This window comes from Leifsonia sp. GW821-FHT13C05 (assembly GCF_058806515.1).
In genome coordinates this window covers 329,801-346,727 of record NZ_JBXAPT010000001.1, presented here as the reverse complement: position 1 = coordinate 346,727, position 16,927 = coordinate 329,801, and the positions used below count along the sequence as shown (strand labels likewise).

The following is a 16,927-nucleotide window of genomic DNA, read 5'->3' as shown; positions in this document are numbered from 1 at the left end:
TCCTGCTATTCCGCCGCGACCGGCACGGCTTCGGGCTGCACAGCAGCCTTCGGACGGATGGCGAGCACCTTCTGGTCGTGCTTGCGCACGGCTGCCTCGCCCTCGCGGAACTGCGAGTACATCGGCGCGGCCAGGAAGATGGTCGAGTACGTGCCGACGATGATGCCGATGAGCAGCGCGAGCGAGATGTCGCGCAGCGTGTCAGCACCGAGCCAGAACGCTCCGATGAAGAGGATCGAGGCCACGGGGAGCACGGCGACGACGGCGGTGTTGATCGAGCGCACCAGGGTCTGGTTCACCGCGAGGTTCACCGACTCCGCGAACGTGCGTCTCGTGAGATCCATCTCCTCCTTGGTGTTCTCTCGCACCTTGTCGAACACCACGACGGTGTCGTAGAGCGAGTATCCGAGGATGGTCAGGAAGCCGATCATGGTCGCCGGGGAGATCTCGAACCCGACGAGCGCGTAGATGCCCGCCGTGATGATGAGGTCGTGGAACAGCGAGATGATGGCCGACGCCGACATCTTCCAGGTGCGGAAGTACAGCGCCATCGCAATGAACGCGAGGAGCAGGAACACCACGAGACCCTGGATGGACTGCTGCGTGACGTCGGCGCCCCACGACGGGCCGATGAACGTGGAGGCCACCTCGGTGACCGGAACGTCGTACGCCTTCGCCAGCGCGTCGGCGACCTGCTTGGTCTGCGCTTCGGAGAGCTGGTCGGTCTGCACGCGAACGGCGTCGGAGCCGACGGAGCTCACGTGGGCCACGGCGTCCGGAACGACGCTGGTGAGCGCCTCCTGGGCCTTCGCCTGATCGGTGGTCTCGACGTTCGTCACCGTGAACTGCGAACCGCCGCGGAACTCGATGCTGAAGTTGAAGCCACCCTTGAGCACGGGGATCAGGATGGAGATGATGACCATCGCTGCCGCGATGGCGTACCAGATCTTGCGCTTGCCGACGAAGTCGAACGAGCGTGCGCCGGTGTAGAGGTCGTTTCCGAACTTGGTGAGTCGGCTGGCCATCAGGAGTCCTTCCCCTCGGTCGAGCGATCAGAGGACGTCGATGACGACGACGCGGAAGCACCGGCGAGCTCTGCAGCCTTGCGCTCGGCGATGGTCTGGCGGCGAGCCGCCTCCTTGCCGCTGGACGCTGCCTTGCCCGCGCTGACGGTGACCGTCGGCTTGCGGAACTGGGCTGCGCCGCGGTACACGGCGCCGAGGGCCTGCGGGTCGAGACCGGAGGCCTTGTGACCGGTGCTGAAGAACTTGGTGCGCGCGAGCAACTGCAGCGTCGGGTGCGTGAAGAGCAGCACCACGATCACGTCGATGATGGTCGTGAGACCGAGCGTGAACGCGAAGCCCCGGACGTTCGCCGCGGCGAGCACGTAGAGAACGATGGCGGCCAGGAGGTTGGTGGCCTTCGACGCGTAGATCGTGCGGCGGGCGCGGGTCCAGCCCGCCTCGACGGCGGACTCCAGCCCTCTGCCGTCGCGCAACTCGTCACGTATTCGTTCGAAGTAGACGATGAACGAGTCGGCTGTGAATCCGATGGCGACGATCAGACCCGCCACACCTGCCAACGACAGTCGGTAGTCGTAGTGCCACGACAGCAGGGAGATCGTCAGCAGTGTGAGCACCGCGGCGACCACCAGCGAGATGATCGTCACGAAACCGAGCAGACGGTACTGGAAGAACGTGTAGATGGCGACGAGCAGGAGGCCGATCGCGCCGGCGATCAGACCGCTCATCAGCTGGGTCGATCCGAGGGTGGCCGAGATGGTGTCCTGGCTCTGCACCTTGAAGCTGAACGGCAGGGCGCCGAACTTCAGCTGGTCGGCCAGCGCCTTGGCGGTCGACTCGGTGAAGTTACCGGTGATCTGCGGGCGGCCGTCGGTGATGACCGCGTTCGTGGTCGGTGCCGAGATGACCTTGCCGTCGAGCACGATCGCGAACTGGTTCTGCGCACCCTGGAGACCGTTGAGGCGGGTGGTCACATCGGCGAACGCCTTGGTGCCTGCGTCGTTGAAGATGATGTTGACGGCCCACTGGCCGTTGCTGACACCGCTGGAGGACTGGGCGAGGCCGCTGTTCGCGTCCTTGATGTCCTGGCCCTTCACCTCGACGGGGCCGAGGAGGTACTTGACCGTCTTGGCGTCGTCACAGGTGATGAGGGGCTTGTCCGTCGGCGCCTGGTTGACGTTCTCCAGGTTGGCCGTGCTGCACGAGAACGCGTCGAACTGCGCCTGCAGCTCCGGGGTGACCCAGGCCAGGTCGCTGCCGTTCGTCGGCTTGGTGGACGGCGTCGACTGCAGTCCCGGAGCCGGGCTCGGGGCCGGGGTGCTCTTGCCGTCCGCTCCGACGACCTCGTTGGTCGGCCCGCTGGTGGCGAGGACGGGACGGAAGTCGAGGCGCGCGCTGGCCTTCACCCTGTCGAGCGTCGCCTGGTCCGGCGTGCCGGGCAGGGAGACCACGATGTTCCGCGATCCCTCTGTGGAAATCTGCGCTTCCGAGACGCCGGAGGCGTCGATGCGCTGGCGGATGATCGAGACGGCCTGGTCCAGCTGCTGCTGCTGGACGGTCTGACCGTTCTCCACCTGCGGGGCCAGGATGATCTGCGTTCCACCCTCGAGGTCGAGGGCGAGCTTGGGCAGCCAGGTGGCATTTCCCCAGATGACACCGGCCGTGAGGACTCCGAGGAGAACCACCACGATGGCGCCAAGCCAACTCAACGAACGCCAGGCTTTCTTGACCGGGGTCGACTTTGCCACCTAGGTACTCAGCTTTCTACGCGCGCGACGACGCCGGCACCGGCGCCGTCGCACAAAGGGATTAACGGATCAGTCGTCGCTCTTCGAGCCGGGCTTCTTCGAAGCGTCGTCGAGACGCTCGCCGAACTCGGGCTCGGACAGGGGGATGGCGTTGTCTTCGTTGAGCTGCGGCTCGGACGAGACCACGTCGGCCGCTGCCGGCTCCGGGGTCGTCGGCTCGACGACGCGGGCGAGCACCTGGCGGTGCACCTTGAGGACGGTGCCAGGGCTGGTCTCGACGAGGGCCGTGTTGTCGTCTTCGTTGACGGAGAGAAGCGTGCCGTACAGGCCGAAGTTGGTCATGACCTCTGCGCCAGGGACCATCTTCGAGCGCGTCTCAGCCTGCTCTTTCTGGCGCTTGCGGCTGTTGCGGAACATGAAGAAGATGAGGGCCGCCAGGATGACGACCATCACAATGGTTAACGGGTCAATGGGCATGAAATCTGCCAAACCTTCCGGTGGGGTTTGTGGGAGTGGCCGAGAGGCCAGCTTGAATTATATGTCATCTATCAGTGATGGTTGCTGTGAGAGTCCTAGCTTGGGGCCGGAGAGCCCGAAGTGACGCCACGCAGCGGGGGTCGCCACCCGCCCTCTGGGGGTGCGCGAGAGCAGTCCGATCCGCACCAGGAAGGGCTCGACGACCGATTCGATCGTCTCAGCCTCCTCTCCGACGGAGACCGCGAGGGTGTTCAGGCCGACCGGACCGCCCTCGAAACGTTCGAGGATGGCGGTGAGGACCGCGCGGTCGAGGCGGTCGAGACCGAGCGCATCCACGTCGTAGAGGTCGAGCGCCGCGCGGACGGCGGCGACATCGGCCTCTCCGCCGTGCACGAGCGCGTAGTCGCGCACGCGCCGCAGCAGGCGGTTGGCGATCCGCGGCGTTCCGCGGCACCGGCCCGCGATTTCGGCGAGAGCGGCCTTGTCGACCTGGAAGTCGAGCATGACGGCCGCGCGGGTGAGCACCTGGGTGAGCTCCGCCTCGTCGTAGAACTCGAGGTGGGCCGTGAAGCCGAAGCGGTCGCGCAGCGGGTTCGGGAGAAGCCCGGACCGCGTCGTCGCCCCGACCAGGGTGAACGGCGCGAGGTCGAGCGGGATGGACGTGGCGCCCGCTCCCTTGCCGACCATGATGTCGATCCGGAAGTCCTCCATCGCGAGGTAGAGCATCTCCTCGGCGGAGCGCGCCATGCGGTGGATCTCGTCGATGAAGAGCACCTCCCCCGGCGTCAGCGACGACAGCAGCGCCGCGAGGTCGCCGGCGTGCTGGATGGCCGGGCCGCTCGACAGCCGGAGCGGACGCTCGCTCTCGTGCGCCACGATCATCGCGAGTGTGGTCTTTCCGAGTCCGGGAGGACCGGCGAGCAGGATGTGGTCCGCCGTGCGGTCCTGCATCTTCGCCGCGGTGAGCAGCAGCTGGAGCTGACCGCGCACCTTGGCCTGGCCGACGAACTCTGCAAGGGAACGCGGGCGGAGCGCTCCCTCGAAGGCGAGCTCGGACTCCGACTCGAGTTCGGGGGTCGTGAGGTCGTCGTCGCTCATCGGGCCACCTGCCCTCGCTGCGACGATGCACCGGTCTGCGCCGCGGGCCCGAGTCGCGCCAGGGTGAGCCGAAGCAGGGTCTGGACGCTGTCACGCAGCTTCTCGTCCGTGTCGGCGACGACCTCGGCCACGGCTTCCGCCGCCACCTTCTCGGGCCAGCCGAGACCGACCAGCGCCACCAGCACACTGTCCCCCACCGACGACGGAGCGCCCGGCTTGCTCACGGCGACGGGAGCCCTGCGGGTCACGGCGAGCTTGCCTGCGAGCTGCACGACGATCAGCTTCGCCGTCTTCGGGCCGATGCCGGACACCTTGCGGAACGGCGCGTCGTCATCGGCGGCGACCGCCTCGGCGATCTGGTCGGGGGCGAGCACGGACAGCACGCCGATGGCGGACTTCGGACCGACGCCGGACACGCTCGTCAGGAGTTCGAAGACCTGCAACTGCTCGACATCGGCGAAGCCGAAGAGCTGCAGGGCGTCCTCGCGGACGATGAGGGAGGTGTACACGAACGCTTCGTCTCCGACGCGCAGGGACAGCACGTGGTCGGGAGTCAGCTGCACGGAGAACCCGACACCGCCGACCTCGATCACGGCCGAGCCGCCTGCCGCTTGGAGCACCGCGCCGCGGAGGGAGGAAATCACTTGGCCAGCCTACGGGGCACCGCCGACGCCCGGGTGGAGCGTTCCGCGGCGCGCCACGCGGCCTGCGCAGGGGTCAGCGACCGCGCATCCACTGCTCCGGCCGATGCGGGTGCTGCGGGGGCGCCGCGCCAGGCGTGGCAGATCGCGATGGCGAGAGCGTCGGCGGCGTCGGCCGGTTTCGGCACCTCCGCCAGGCCCAGGATGCGCGCGACCATCGTCTGCACCTGCCGTTTGTCCGCCGAACCGTATCCGGTCACAGCGGCCTTCACCTCGGACGGCGTGTGCAGCGCGACGGGAAGCCCGCGCTTCGCAGCGGCGTGCAGCGCGACCCCGCTCACCTGGGCGACCCCCATCACCGTGTGCAGGTTCTGCTGCGCGAAGACGCGCTCGATGGCGACCGCCGCCGGACGATGGGCGTCGAAGAGCCGTTCCAATTCGTCTCCGACGGCGAGCAGCCGCTGTTCGAGCGGCATCGTCGGCGGGGTGCGCACCACGACGACCTCGACCAGCGTCGCCGTGCGGTCGGGTCGCACATCCACGATCCCGACGCCGCAGCGGGTCAGACCGGGGTCGATGCCGAGTACGCGCACCGACATGGCCTGTCGCTACTCGTCTTCGCCGAGCTCGGCCTGAACCTCGGCGGTGAGGTCGAGGTTGGTGTAGACGTTCTGCACGTCGTCCGAGTCTTCGAGCGCGTCGATCAGGCGGAACACCTTGCGCGCGGTCTCCGCGTCCGCCTCGATGTTGAGGCTCGCGACGAACTCGACGTCGGCGGAGTCGTAGTCGATCCCCGCGTCCTGCAGGGCGGTGCGGGCGGCGACCAGGTCGGTCGCCTCCGTCTGCACCTCGAACGACTCACCGCGGTCGGTGACCTCTTCCGCACCGGCGTCGAGGACGGCCGTGAGCACGTCATCCTCGGTCAGGCCGTCCGCGTGCGGGACGACGATGACACCCTTGCGGTGAAAGTTGTACGCGACGCTGCCCGGGTCGGCCATGGTGCCGCCATTGCGCGTCATCGCCGTGCGGACCTCGGCGGCCGCGCGGTTCTTGTTGTCCGTCAGACACTCGATGAGGAGGGCGATGCCGTTGGGACCGTATCCCTCGTACATGATCGTCGCGTAGTCGATGGACTCACCGGTGAGTCCGGCACCGCGCTTGACGGCGCGGTCGATGTTGTCGTTCGGGACCGAGGTCTTCTTCGCCTTCTGGATGGCGTCGACCAGGGTGGGGTTGCCGGACAGGTCGGCGCCGCCCATCTTGGCCGCGACCTCGATGTTCTTGATCAGCTTGGCGAACGACTTGGCGCGGCGCTGGTCGATGACCGCCTTCTTGTGCTTGGTCGTTGCCCACTTGGAATGCCCGGACACTGGTGCTCCCTCAGTTACGTCTAAAGATCCTGACCATTGTAGGACGCGCCGGGCCCCACTTCCCCGCACGACGCCCGTGGATGCGCGACGCCGCGTGCCAGCGGGACGCTTAGGCCGCGCTCTCCGCGCGCTCGCGGACCAGCCCGAGGAAGTACTCGTGGAACCGCGTGTCCCCGGTGATCTCCGGATGGAACGACGTGCCGATCAGGTTGCCCTGCCGCACGGCGACGACACGCCCGTCGTCCAGTTGCGCGAGCGGCGTCGCCTTCTCGCCGACGCTCTCCACGATCGGCGCCCGGATGAACACGGCGTGCATCGGCTCCTCGCCGACCGCCGGGATGCGCAGGTCGGTCTCGAACGAGTCGAGCTGCGAGCCGAACGCGTTCCGCCGCACGGACACATCCAGCCCGCCGAGGCTCTCCTGGCCGCGGATGCCGTCGAGCACACGGTCGGCCAGCATGATGAGCCCGGCGCAGGTGCCGTACACCGGCAGCCCGCTCGCGATCGCCTGCTTCAAAGGTTCGGCCATCCCGAAGGTGCGGGACAGCTTGTCCATCACGCTGGACTCGCCGCCGGGGATGACCAGCCCGGCCACCTCCGCCAGTTCGGCGGGTCTGCGCACCGGCACCGCGTCGGCGCCCAGCCCGCGCAGGACCGCGATGTGCTCGCGGAAGTCTCCCTGCAGGGCCAGGACGCCGACCGGCGCCGTCGATTCCGCCGTCACTTACCAGCCGCGCTCGGCGAGACGGTGCGGTGCTGCGAGGTCGGCGACGTTGATGCCGACCATCGCCTCGCCGAGTCCGCGGGACACCTCGGCGATGACCCTGGGGTCGTCGTAGAAGGTGGTGGCCTTCACGATCGCCGCGGCGCGCTGCTCGGGGTTGCCCGACTTGAAGATGCCGGAGCCGACGAACACGCCGTCCGCGCCGAGCTGCATCATCATCGCGGCGTCCGCGGGAGTCGCGACGCCACCGGCCGTGAACAGCACGACGGGGAGCGAGCCGGTCTCCGCGATCTCGGCCACGAGGTCGTACGGCGCCTGCAGCTCCTTGGCCGCGACGTACAGCTCGTCTTTGCTCATCGCGCTGAGAGCGGCGATCTCCGACTTGATCTTGCGGATGTGCTTGGTCGCCTCGGAAACGTCTCCGGTGCCCGCCTCGCCCTTGGAGCGGATCATCGCCGCACCCTCGTTGATGCGGCGCAGCGCCTCACCCAGGTTGGTCGCACCGCAGACGAAGGGGACGGTGAAGCCCCACTTGTCGATGTGGTTGACGTAGTCGGCGGGCGAGAGCACCTCGGACTCGTCGATGTAGTCGACGTCGAGCGCCTCGAGCACCTGCGCCTCGACGAAGTGGCCGATGCGGGCCTTCGCCATGACCGGGATGGACACCTCGGCGATGATGGCCTCGATCAGGTCGGGGTCGCTCATCCTGGCGACGCCGCCCTGGGCGCGGATGTCCGCGGGAACGCGCTCGAGGGCCATGACGGCGACGGCGCCGGCGTCCTCGGCGATGCGCGCCTGCTCGGGGGTGACGACGTCCATGATGACGCCGCCCTTCAGCATCTCTGCCAGGCCTCGCTTGACCCGGTTCGATCCGGTGGCGGCGCTCTGTTCGGTGTCAGCCATCGTGGTCCTCTCGTCTGGAACTAATTCATCTTTGACCTATGCCAAACGATAGCACCCGGCTTCGCGCTCGCTAAACTCGGGAGCGTCATGGAACAGATCATCACAGGCACGACGGCCGCGGAGATCGCGGACAGCGTGCGCGGCCTGCACGAGCGCGGCGAACTCCGCACCGGGGACGCACTCCCCCCTGTCCGCGAGCTCGCCGCCCTGCTCGGCGTGAACCGCAACACGGCCGTCGCCGCATACCGGATGCTCGCCCAGGCCGGCGTCGTCGTCGCGCGCGGCAGGGCAGGCACGGTCGTCGCGGGGCACGAGGCCGTCGCCCAGGAGGGCTACGCGGCCGACACCGTGCTGCGCGACATCGGCACAGGCAACCCGGACACCCGCCGCATCCCGGACCCGAGCAGAGCGCTCGGGCGCGCGGCCGGCCGGCCGGTGCTCTACGGCGAGCCGGTGATCGACCCCGCCCTCGAACGCCACGCCCGCGACTGGGCGGCCGCCGACCTCCCCGGCGTCGACCTTCGGATCACCGTCACCAGCGGTGCCGTCGACGCCGTCGAACGACTGCTCGCCCAGGCCCTCCTCCGCGACGACGCCGTCGCGCTCGAAGACCCGTGCTTCCTGGCGAGCATCCACACGGTGCGGCTCGGCGGCTACCGGGCGGTGCCCGTCCCCGTCGACGCGGAGGGGATGACCGTCGCCGGCCTGAAAGACGCCCTCGACGCCGGCGTGCGCGCGATCATCTGCACCCCGCGCGCCCAGAACCCGACCGGCTCGACCCTCACGCCGCGGAGGGCCGCCGCCCTGCGCGAGCTGCTCGCCGAGCATCCATACGTCCTTGTCATCGAGGACGACCACTTCTCGATGCTGTCGCAGCGTCCGTACGAGACGCTGATCGGCCCGGCCCACCGCCGGTTCGCGCTCGTCCGCTCCGTCTCGAAATTCCTCGGCCCCGACATGTGCCTCGCCATCGCGGCGACGGACCCGGAGACTGCCGAACGCCTCGCCCTGCGGCTGAGTCCAGGAACCACCTGGGTGAGCCACCTGCTGCAGCGCCTCGTGCTCGCGCAGCTCACCGACGAGGCGGTGCAGGAGCAGATCGCGGAGGCCGGGCGCCACTACGCGGAGCGCAACGCGGCGTTCGCGGCACTGCTGGGCGAGCGCGGACTGCCGACCGAGGCGGGCGACGGCCTCAACCTCTGGGTCGAGCTGCCGATCGAGGCGAAGACGGTCGCCGAACGTCTCATGCGGCGCGGCTGGCTGGCACGCACCGGGGACGAGTTCCTGCTCACCGAGCGTGCTGCGCCCTCCCACCACCTGCGGCTCACCGTCCACGACCTCACCGAGGACGAAACGCTGCGGCTGGCCGACGACCTGGCCGACGCCGCACGCTGAACCTCGCCGCGGGATGGGCGCCACCCGAAGGGATGAGAGGATCGAGGGATGAAGATCCTCTCCATCCAGTCCGCGGTGGCGTACGGCCACGTCGGCAACTCCGCAGCCGTCTTCCCGCTTCAGCGCATCGGGGTGGAGGTGCTCCCGGTCTACACGGTGAACTTCTCCAACCACACCGGTTACGGCGCGTGGCGCGGGCCGCTGATCGCGCCGGAGGATGTGCGCGAGGTCATCACCGGCATCGAGGAGCGCGGCGTGCTCGGTCAGATCGACGCCGTGCTGTCCGGATACCAGGGCGGCGAGGGCATCGGCGACGTGATCATCGACGCGGTCGCGCGGGTCAAGGCCGCGAACCCGGATGCGGTCTACGCCTGTGACCCGGTGATGGGCAACGCGAAGTCCGGATGCTTCGTCGCCCCGGCCATCCCGGACCTGCTGCGCGACAGGGTGGTTCCGGTGGCCGACATCATCACGCCGAACCAGTTCGAGCTCGGGTTCCTCACCGGCACCTCGCCGGACACGCTCGAGTCCACCCTGGAGTCGGTGGATGCTGCGCGCGCGATGGGCCCGGACACCGTGCTGGTCACGAGCGTCGAACGCCCGGATGCCGAGCCGGACACCATCGAGATGCTCGCCGTCGACGGCAGCGGCGCCTGGATCGTGCAGACCCCGCGGCTGCCGATGAAGGCGAACGGCTCCGGCGATGTCACCGCCGCCCTGTTCACGGCACACTACCTGCGCGACCGCAGTGCGGAGTCCGCGCTCCGCAAGACGGTGTCGAGCGTCTACGACCTGCTGAGCAGGACCCTCGACTCCGGTGAGCGGGAGCTGCAGCTCGTCGAGTCGCAGGAGTTCTACGCGCACCCGCGCGAGCAGTTCGCCGTGCGCCAGGTGCGCTGAACGGGGCTGCCGGTCAGTCTTTCGGCCAGGCGTCCGCGATGGCTGCGCGGACGTCGCCGAGCAGCTGCGGCAGCGCCTTCGTCTTCGCGATGATGGGCAGGAAGTTCGCATCCTGTGCCCACCGCGGCACGATGTGCTGGTGCAGGTGCGCGGCGATCCCCGCGCCGGCGATGGCGCCCTGGTTCATGCCGATGTTGAAGCCGTCGTTCTTGGACACCTGCCGGATGACCCGCATCGCCGTCTGGGTGATGCTGCCGATCTCGGCGACCTCCTCCGGCGTCGCCTCGTCGTAGGTGGCGATGTGGCGGTACGGGCAGACCAGCAGGTGGCCGCTGTTGTACGGGAACAGGTTGAGCAGCGCGTACGCGTGCGTCCCGCGCGCCACGATCAGCGCATCCTCGTCGCTCATGCTCGGCGCGACGCAGAACGGGCAGTCGTCCGCGCCCGGCTGCTGGCCGTTCTGGATGTAGACCATCCTGTGCGGCGTCCAGAGGCGCTGGAACTCGTCAGGAACGCCGACGAGGTAGCCGGGGTCGTCGATGCGGACATCCCCGGCTCCCCCGGCTGCCCCGGATGCGGCGGGAGGCCCGTCCGCTCCGGAGGCGTCCGCGTAGTCGTCGAGGCTCAGTCGAGCCATGCCGTGACGACCTGCTCGTGCTTCTCGATCGCGGAGACGATCCTGTCGATCGCCTCGTCGACCGTGACGCCGTTGCGCTGCGTGCCGTCGCGGAAGCGGAAGCTGACCGTACCGGCCGACGCGTCCTCCTCGCCGACGATGAGCTGGAACGGCACCTTCGCCTTGGTGTGCGTGCGGATCTTCTTCTGCATCCGGTCGTCGGAGTGGTCGACCTCTGCACGGACGCCCTTCGCCTTGAGGCGCGAGATCACGCCGTCGAGGAACGGGCCGAACTGGTCGGCGACCGGGATGCCGACGACCTGCACCGGGGACAGCCACACCGGGAACGCCCCGGCGTAGTGCTCCAGCAGGATCGCGAAGAACCGCTCGATCGACCCGAGCAGCGCGCGGTGGATCATCGCCGGCTGCTTGCGCGTTCCGTCGGCCGCCGTGTACTCCAGCTCGAACAGCTCGGGCTGGTTGAAGTCGAGCTGCACGGTGGACAGCTGCCAGGTGCGGCCGATCGCATCCCGCGCCTGCACCGAGATCTTGGGCCCGTAGAACGCCGCCCCACCCGGATCGGCGACCAGTTCGAGACCGGACTCCACCGCGACCTGCCGCAGCGTCTCGGTCGCCTGCTCCCAGCTCTCGTCGGAGCCGACGTACTTGTCCGGGTCCTTCGTGGAGAGTTCGAGGTAGAAGTCGGTGAGACCGTAGCCGCGCAGGGTTTCGAGAACGAATTCGAGCTGGCGGGCCACCTCGTCCTTGATCTGCTCGTCGGTGACGTAGATGTGCGCGTCGTCCTGGGTGAGGCCGCGCACGCGGGTCAGGCCGGACAGCGTGCCGCTCTTCTCGTAGCGGTACACGGTGCCGAACTCCGCCAGACGCAGCGGAAGCTCACGGTAGCTGCGGCCGCGCGCCCGGTAGATCAGGTTGTGCATCGGGCAGTTCATGGGCTTGAGGTAGTAGTCCTGGCCCTGGCGGGTGACGTGACCCTCCGCATCCACCTCTTCGTCCAGGTGCATGGCGGGGAACATCCCGTCCTTGTACCAGTTGAGGTGCTGGCTGATCTCGTACAGCCGGCCCTTGGTGATGTGCGGGGTGTTGACGAGCTCGTAGTCGTTCGCGATCAGGCGCTCGCGCATGAAGTTCTCGATCTCGTTGCGGATGATGCCGCCCTTGGGGTGGAACACCGCCAGACCGGAGCCGATCTCCTCCGGGAAGCTGAACAGGTCCAGCTCGGAGCCGAGCTTGCGGTGGTCGCGCTTGGCGGCCTCCTCCATGCGGGTCTGGTATGCGCGCAGCTCGTCCTTGGTGGGCCAGGCCGTGCCGTAGACGCGCTGCAGCTGCTTGTTCTTCTCGTTGCCGCGCCAGTACGCCGCCGCGACGCGGGTGAGCGACCAGCCGTTCCCGATCATCCGGGTGTTGGGCAGGTGCGGGCCGCGGCAGAGGTCCTTCCAGACCGTCTCCCCCGTCTTCGGGTCGACGTTGTCGTAGATGGTGAGCTCTGCACCGCCGACCTCGACGGACTCGCTCTCGTCGAACGCCGCGGTGTCTCCGTGGACGACGCCGCCCTTGAGCCCGATCAGCTCCAGCTTGTACGGCTCGTTCGCGAGCTCTGCGCGCGCCTCGTCGTCGGTGACGACCCTGCGCACGAAACGCTGGCCGGCGCGCACGATGCGCGACATCTCCTTGTCGAGCGCCTTGAGGTCTTCCGGGGTGAAAGACTCTGCGACGTCGAAGTCGTAGTAGAACCCGTCGGTGATGGGCGGACCGATGCCGAGCTTCGCCTCCGGGTTGATCGCCTGGACGGCCTGCGCGAGAACGTGCGCGGTCGAGTGCCGCAGGATGTTCAGCCCATCCGGGGAGTCGATGGTCACCGGTTCGACGGTGTCCGTGGTCGTGACCTGCGTTGCGAGATCTTTCAGCTCGCCGTTGACGCGCATCGCGACAACGGAACGGTCGGTGAAGAGCTCGAAGCCGTCAGCCACCTTTTCCACTCCTTGGATCGATTGAATCGGAACCGTTCAAGCTTAGTGCGCGCGGGATGGGTGGCTTTTCCCGTCAGAAGTCGAAGAGGCCCCCGAACGGCTCCTCGTCGTCGCCGGTGTCGCGCGGGTCGAACTGGACGGTCTCGACGGAGATCACCACCTGGCTCCGCGGGGTGATGAGCACGCTCACCGCTCGATTGCCTACCACGGTGAAGCTGACGAACCGTCCGGACGACGCAGCGGCCGCCTCGATCCGATTCTGCAGGTCCTCAATATCCTGGCCCTGCGCCACGAAATAGCCGGTGCCATTGATCGCTACGGTCGTTCGGACCATTGTCTGCATTTCAATCATCACGGACAACGTACCCCTTCGGCCTGCTGCGATGAACCCGTGAACCATCCCAGCGGATGATGCGCATTCGCGCGTGGCCGCGAAGACTGGCAGGGAGGGGGAAGATGCACACACGGTCTCAGAGGCGGGGCCTTCGTGCCGCGTTCACCGTCGCCGGAGCACTGATGGTGGCGTACGGCCTGTATGCAGGCTTCATTATGATCGCGTCTGCGACGACCAACACCTGCCGGCAGGAAGGTCCGTCCTCACCCCTCGCGGTCATCAGCGAGGGCGGCGACGTCGTGAATCAGAGCCTCAGCGGATGGCCGCTGGGCCGCGCGTGCGAGTGGCGGCGTGCCGATGGCAACGGGACCGTCACGACACACAGTGGCAGCGCCGACAGCACGGCCGGCGTGTACGGCGCCATCCTGATCGGCGCCGGTCTGCTCGCGCGAGGAGTGTGGCGGGGGCCGACGGGCTGGTCGTACTCGGCGGGTTCGTCGTCGCGGTGATCGCACTGCTCGTGGTTGCGGGAGGTCGCGCTTCTGGCGGAGAGGCCCACCGCGGGAGTCAGGATCCGAGCTTGCGCAGCAAGGCAGGAATCTGCGCGAGCAGTGCGCGCTCGTTCGCGTCGAGCCGGTCCTCGATGCCGCGCGCGACGGTGTCCCGCCGAGCCGTCCGGTCGGCCTCGAGGGCCGCCTGACCTCGTTCGCTCAGGGAGATGACCCACCCGCGTGCATCGGCGGGATTGCGCATCCGGTGGACGAGCCCGTGCGATTCGAGTTCGGCGACCGCCCTGCTCATGCCCTGATGCCGGACGCCGCGGGCGGCAGCGAGTTGCGCGATGGTCTGCGGGCCCCTCCTCTCCAGTTGGCTCAGAGAGTCGGCCTTGACGCGAGGAAGAACATCGGTTTCGGCGCGCGTGGCACGGACGAACTCACCGACGGCGAGCCGGAGGTCCTCTGCGAGGTCGAGATAAGACATGGTCACCCTCCCATTCAACGCGTCAGAGCGCGGCTGATTCGCCCGGGCGAAGTGCGACGAGCGATACCCCGGTCACTCCGTCTGCGCCGAGAAACGTCGACGCCGATCCCCTGCCGATCTCGGAGAGCATGATGTCGTGCACGAGCACGGTCTGCGTGGGACTCACCGCTGCGATGAAGTCGATCGCTTCGCCGATCTTGACCCAGGGGCCGCTGACCGGCACAAGCAGGGTGTGGACCGCAAAGGGCGGAACGGCATATGAATCCCCGGGATGGAAGACAACCTCACCGATCAGGTAGCCGACATTGTGCGGCACCGGGATGCGCGGGTTGATGAGCGCATGATCGCCACCGAATGCACGAACGGAGATATCTCCGACGGCCCAGGCATCGCCGTCCTCAACGCGCACGAGCTGCGCCTTCCCCAGGCCGGCGGTCACGAGCGCGTCCACCACCGAACCCGGTCCGTAGAGAACGAGTCCTGGAACGGCCGCCAACGCATCCCGCACAGCATCGAGGTCGAAGTGATCGAAGTGATCGTGAGTGACGAGCACCGCGGTCGCGCCGGCGAGCAACTCGCGAGCATTGGGAGTGAAGACCCCCGGATCGACGAGCACGACGGTTTCGTCCTGCTCGATGACGACGGTGGCATGGGCGTGCCTGGTGAGTTCCACGGTGGCGACCTTTCAGATGTGCACGTCGGTTGTGTCCATCTAAATATACAACACTGTTGTATTCTCTCAGGACCCCGCGCGACCGCCCTCCGGCACTCCCGCCGCCTCGATCGGACGGTGGATCGTGAGGACCTGGTCCGGACGGTCCGCCACCCGGAACGAGGCGTAGCTGAGCAGCAGGATCTGTCCGGAGAGCGCGCGCACGCGTTTCGCTCCGGCGCGATTTTCGCCGATGTCGTAGCGGGGCCACCATTCCCGGGCTTCGGGGCTCGCGTCGAGGAGCTCGCTCTGGACGCGCGCGAGCGTGGCTGATCCCGGATGCCGCCCGGCGCTGGTGCGGAAGCGGGCGAGCACCCCTTGGGCGATCCCGCTCCAATCGCAGAGCGCATCTCGGGCCGCGGGCGCCAGGAACACCCAGAGGACGAGGTTGGGGTCGGGGGCGGTGGTGGCATCCCGGAACAGGTCAGCGGCCGATTCGTTCCAGGCGAGTAGCTCGAACGCGCTCCCCGTCACGTACGCGGGGTTGGGCTGCACCATGCGCAGCACGTCCGCGACCTCCGGGGCGACGCTGCGGTCGTCGCCCTCCTGGAGGGCGGGCACGTCCGTGGAGAGGGCCAGCACGTAGCTGCGTTCGGCATCGTCGAGCCCGAGTGCCTCCGCGATCGCGCCGAGCACCTGCTCCGACGGGTTCACATCCCGCCCCTGTTCGAGGAAGGTGTACCAGGTCACGCTGATTCCCGCCCGGCGGCAAGCTCCTCCCGGCGCAGGCCAGGGGTGCGCCGTCGAGAGGAACCGGGCAGACCGACCTGCTGCGGTGACCTGCGTTCGCGCCGCGACCGCAGGAAAGCGCCGAGCTCCCGTCGGCGCTGGATGCTCGGGTCGGTAAAGGTGATCGTCATACCAACACAACTAATACCAGCATGAAGCGGATCTGGTTAGCAGTGCTGGAACGCCGAAGACTGGGGGCATGAAGGCATGGATTCTCGAAGAGCCCGGTTCCGGTGTGCGCCTCCAGGAGGTGGCGGACCCACGATTGCGCAGCGGCGGAGCCATCCTGCGGATGCTGGCGGTCCAGGTCCCCGGTTACACACGCGCCCTGACCGAGGGCGCCCGCGGCGGCGTCGCGACGCCGACGGTCCTCGGCATCGGGGGCATCGGCCGCGTGGAAGCCGTCGCGGAGGATGTCCACACCGTCCGCCCGGGCGACATCGCGCTCTGCACGGGCTTCCTCTCCACGGGCCGGATCGCCCATCCGGAGGAGGTCCTCCTCGGCTGGACGGGCATCGGCGGGCGCGGTGTTCAGACCCCCGCGACCGACGCGATGCGCGCGGTGTGGCGGACAGGGACGTTCGCGGAGCGGGCCCTGATGCCGGGCTCGACGCTCGTGGCGCTCCCGGGAGCCGACGCGTACGGCGACTTCGACCGGCTGGCGTTCCTTCCGTGGCTGACCGTTGCCGCTTCGGCAGTGGAGAAGAGCGAGCTTGCCCCCGGCGGTCGCGTGGCCGTGATCGGCGGAAGCGGCCAGATGGGTGGTGCGGCCGTCCTCCTCGCCCTCGCCCGCGGAGCCGGCAGCGTCGCCGCTATCGGGCGCAACACCGCCGCCCTGGACCGGCTGGCAGCGCTCGACCCCCGCATACAGCCGGTGCGATCCGTCGGGAACCGCCGCGCCGACGCCGAGGCCATCGTCGCAGCTCTCGGCGGGGAAGCAGACGTCACCCTTGACGCGCTCGGACCGACGCCGACTGCCGACCTCACGATGGCCGGCTTCGACGCACTCGGCCTGGATGGCACGATGGTGCTGCTCGGCGGGGTGCAGCAGGATCTCCCGGTCGCCTACAACGAGGTGATGCGGCGACGGATCACCCTGCGGGGGTCGTGGATGGCGGCGAGCGAGACCGCGTACGCCGTCTGGCGACAGATCAGTTCCGGGGTGTTGGACCTCCGAGGGGTGGACGTCGTCCCCGCCACACTCGACGATCCCGCGACCGTACTCGACCGCGCCGAGCAGACCTCCGGCCTCAGCTTCGTCGCGCTCCGCCCGTGACCGGTGCCGC

The 16,927-nt window shown here is 68.4% G+C and carries 19 protein-coding genes; 4 read left to right on the top strand and 15 right to left on the bottom strand.

Features of this window, described 5'->3' with window-relative positions:
* Positions 1–5: 5 nt before the first annotated feature.
* From secF to pdxS, 9 genes are all read right to left on the bottom strand, one after another.
* A complete protein-coding gene (gene secF, locus AC1ROC_RS01635; protein ID WP_085367764.1) occupies positions 6–1,025 on the bottom strand; it encodes a protein translocase subunit SecF in 1,020 nt (339 codons plus the stop codon).
* Positions 1,025–2,770: a protein translocase subunit SecD gene (secD, locus tag AC1ROC_RS01630; RefSeq protein ID WP_492997673.1), complete on the bottom strand. Its 1,746-nt coding sequence runs from the start codon at positions 2,768–2,770 to the stop codon at positions 1,025–1,027. Before secD ends, secF begins: the two co-directional genes overlap by 1 nt.
* Positions 2,771–2,839: 69 nt before the next feature.
* Positions 2,840–3,247 carry a preprotein translocase subunit YajC gene (yajC, locus tag AC1ROC_RS01625; protein ID WP_085367766.1) on the bottom strand — a complete coding sequence of 136 codons (408 nt, stop codon included), beginning with the start codon at positions 3,245–3,247 and terminating at the stop codon, positions 2,840–2,842.
* A gap of 57 nt (positions 3,248–3,304) precedes the next feature.
* The gene (gene ruvB / locus AC1ROC_RS01620; RefSeq protein WP_168689567.1) at positions 3,305–4,345 is read right to left on the bottom strand and encodes a Holliday junction branch migration DNA helicase RuvB; all 1,041 of its coding nucleotides are present in this window, start codon (positions 4,343–4,345) and stop codon (positions 3,305–3,307) included.
* Complete coding sequence (ruvA, locus tag AC1ROC_RS01615) at positions 4,342–4,989, bottom strand: Holliday junction branch migration protein RuvA (protein WP_085367768.1); 648 nt, start codon at positions 4,987–4,989, stop codon at positions 4,342–4,344. Before ruvA ends, ruvB begins: the two co-directional genes overlap by 4 nt.
* Positions 4,986–5,579 carry a crossover junction endodeoxyribonuclease RuvC gene (gene ruvC / locus AC1ROC_RS01610; RefSeq protein WP_179150707.1) on the bottom strand — a complete coding sequence of 198 codons (594 nt, stop codon included), beginning with the start codon at positions 5,577–5,579 and terminating at the stop codon, positions 4,986–4,988. The genes ruvA and ruvC overlap by 4 nt, the downstream gene beginning before the upstream one ends.
* 15 nt (positions 5,580–5,594) lie before the next feature.
* Positions 5,595–6,356 (bottom strand): YebC/PmpR family DNA-binding transcriptional regulator, encoded by a 762-nt coding sequence (locus AC1ROC_RS01605; protein WP_085367770.1) that lies wholly within the window; start codon positions 6,354–6,356, stop codon positions 5,595–5,597.
* 109 nt (positions 6,357–6,465) lie between these two features.
* A complete protein-coding gene (pdxT, locus tag AC1ROC_RS01600; protein WP_085367771.1) occupies positions 6,466–7,080 on the bottom strand; it encodes a pyridoxal 5'-phosphate synthase glutaminase subunit PdxT in 615 nt (204 codons plus the stop codon).
* Complete coding sequence (gene pdxS / locus AC1ROC_RS01595; RefSeq protein WP_492997670.1) at positions 7,081–7,983, bottom strand: pyridoxal 5'-phosphate synthase lyase subunit PdxS; 903 nt, start codon at positions 7,981–7,983, stop codon at positions 7,081–7,083.
* 87 nt (positions 7,984–8,070) lie between these two features.
* Here pdxS and AC1ROC_RS01590 point away from each other — a divergent pair, with 87 nt between their 5' ends.
* Both AC1ROC_RS01590 and pdxY read left to right on the top strand, forming a co-directional pair.
* Entirely contained in the window at positions 8,071–9,378 is a 1,308-nt protein-coding gene (locus AC1ROC_RS01590) for an aminotransferase class I/II-fold pyridoxal phosphate-dependent enzyme (RefSeq protein ID WP_492997668.1), read from the top strand.
* Positions 9,379–9,426: 48 nt separating this feature from the next.
* Positions 9,427–10,278, top strand: coding sequence for a pyridoxal kinase PdxY (gene pdxY / locus AC1ROC_RS01585; RefSeq protein ID WP_492997666.1), 852 nt, complete (start codon positions 9,427–9,429; stop codon positions 10,276–10,278).
* Positions 10,279–10,291: 13 nt separating this feature from the next.
* Here the strand turns inward: pdxY and AC1ROC_RS01580 are convergent, their stop codons facing one another.
* The 3 genes from AC1ROC_RS01580 to AC1ROC_RS01570 form a co-directional block, all read right to left on the bottom strand.
* Positions 10,292–10,915: an HIT family protein gene (locus AC1ROC_RS01580; RefSeq protein WP_492997664.1), complete on the bottom strand. Its 624-nt coding sequence runs from the start codon at positions 10,913–10,915 to the stop codon at positions 10,292–10,294.
* Entirely contained in the window at positions 10,903–12,885 is a 1,983-nt protein-coding gene (gene thrS, locus AC1ROC_RS01575) for a threonine--tRNA ligase (RefSeq protein WP_492997662.1), read from the bottom strand. The genes AC1ROC_RS01580 and thrS overlap by 13 nt, the downstream gene beginning before the upstream one ends.
* A gap of 73 nt (positions 12,886–12,958) precedes the next feature.
* Positions 12,959–13,237 carry a hypothetical protein gene (locus AC1ROC_RS01570; RefSeq protein WP_492997660.1) on the bottom strand — a complete coding sequence of 93 codons (279 nt, stop codon included), beginning with the start codon at positions 13,235–13,237 and terminating at the stop codon, positions 12,959–12,961.
* Positions 13,238–13,341: 104 nt separating this feature from the next.
* Between AC1ROC_RS01570 and AC1ROC_RS01565 the strand changes: the two genes are divergently transcribed.
* On the top strand, positions 13,342–13,728 hold the full coding sequence (locus AC1ROC_RS01565; protein ID WP_492997658.1) for a hypothetical protein: 387 nt from the start codon (positions 13,342–13,344) through the stop codon (positions 13,726–13,728).
* Between the two features lie 58 nt (positions 13,729–13,786).
* Here the strand turns inward: AC1ROC_RS01565 and AC1ROC_RS01560 are convergent, their stop codons facing one another.
* The 3 genes from AC1ROC_RS01560 to AC1ROC_RS01550 all read right to left on the bottom strand — a co-directional run bounded on the left by AC1ROC_RS01560 (position 13,787) and on the right by AC1ROC_RS01550 (position 15,782).
* Entirely contained in the window at positions 13,787–14,200 is a 414-nt protein-coding gene (locus tag AC1ROC_RS01560; protein ID WP_492997656.1) for a MarR family winged helix-turn-helix transcriptional regulator, read from the bottom strand.
* A 22-nt stretch (positions 14,201–14,222) separates the two neighbouring features.
* Complete coding sequence (locus AC1ROC_RS01555) at positions 14,223–14,873, bottom strand: MBL fold metallo-hydrolase (protein ID WP_085367779.1); 651 nt, start codon at positions 14,871–14,873, stop codon at positions 14,223–14,225.
* Between the two features lie 66 nt (positions 14,874–14,939).
* A complete protein-coding gene (locus tag AC1ROC_RS01550; RefSeq protein ID WP_492997653.1) occupies positions 14,940–15,782 on the bottom strand; it encodes a helix-turn-helix transcriptional regulator in 843 nt (280 codons plus the stop codon).
* Positions 15,783–15,840: 58 nt separating this feature from the next.
* On the opposite strand from AC1ROC_RS01550, the gene AC1ROC_RS01545 reads away from it, so the two are divergent.
* On the top strand, positions 15,841–16,917 hold the full coding sequence (locus tag AC1ROC_RS01545; protein ID WP_492997651.1) for a zinc-binding dehydrogenase: 1,077 nt from the start codon (positions 15,841–15,843) through the stop codon (positions 16,915–16,917).
* The last annotated feature ends 10 nt before the right edge of the window (positions 16,918–16,927 follow it).

Coding starts and splice junctions, on each gene's coding strand:
- ruvB (WP_168689567.1), bottom strand. CDS start 4,345: ATGAGCGACGACGACCTCACGACCCCCGAACTCGAGTCGGAGTCCGAG.
- AC1ROC_RS01570 (WP_492997660.1), bottom strand. CDS start 13,237: ATGATTGAAATGCAGACAATGGTCCGAACGACCGTAGCGATCAATGGC.
- secF (WP_085367764.1), bottom strand. CDS start 1,025: ATGGCCAGCCGACTCACCAAGTTCGGAAACGACCTCTACACCGGCGCA.
- AC1ROC_RS01580 (WP_492997664.1), bottom strand. CDS start 10,915: ATGGCTCGACTGAGCCTCGACGACTACGCGGACGCCTCCGGAGCGGAC.
- AC1ROC_RS01565 (WP_492997658.1), top strand. CDS start 13,342: ATGCACACACGGTCTCAGAGGCGGGGCCTTCGTGCCGCGTTCACCGTC.
- pdxS (WP_492997670.1), bottom strand. CDS start 7,983: ATGGCTGACACCGAACAGAGCGCCGCCACCGGATCGAACCGGGTCAAG.
- pdxY (WP_492997666.1), top strand. CDS start 9,427: ATGAAGATCCTCTCCATCCAGTCCGCGGTGGCGTACGGCCACGTCGGC.
- yajC (WP_085367766.1), bottom strand. CDS start 3,247: ATGCCCATTGACCCGTTAACCATTGTGATGGTCGTCATCCTGGCGGCC.
- AC1ROC_RS01545 (WP_492997651.1), top strand. CDS start 15,841: ATGAAGGCATGGATTCTCGAAGAGCCCGGTTCCGGTGTGCGCCTCCAG.
- AC1ROC_RS01560 (WP_492997656.1), bottom strand. CDS start 14,200: ATGTCTTATCTCGACCTCGCAGAGGACCTCCGGCTCGCCGTCGGTGAG.
- AC1ROC_RS01590 (WP_492997668.1), top strand. CDS start 8,071: ATGGAACAGATCATCACAGGCACGACGGCCGCGGAGATCGCGGACAGC.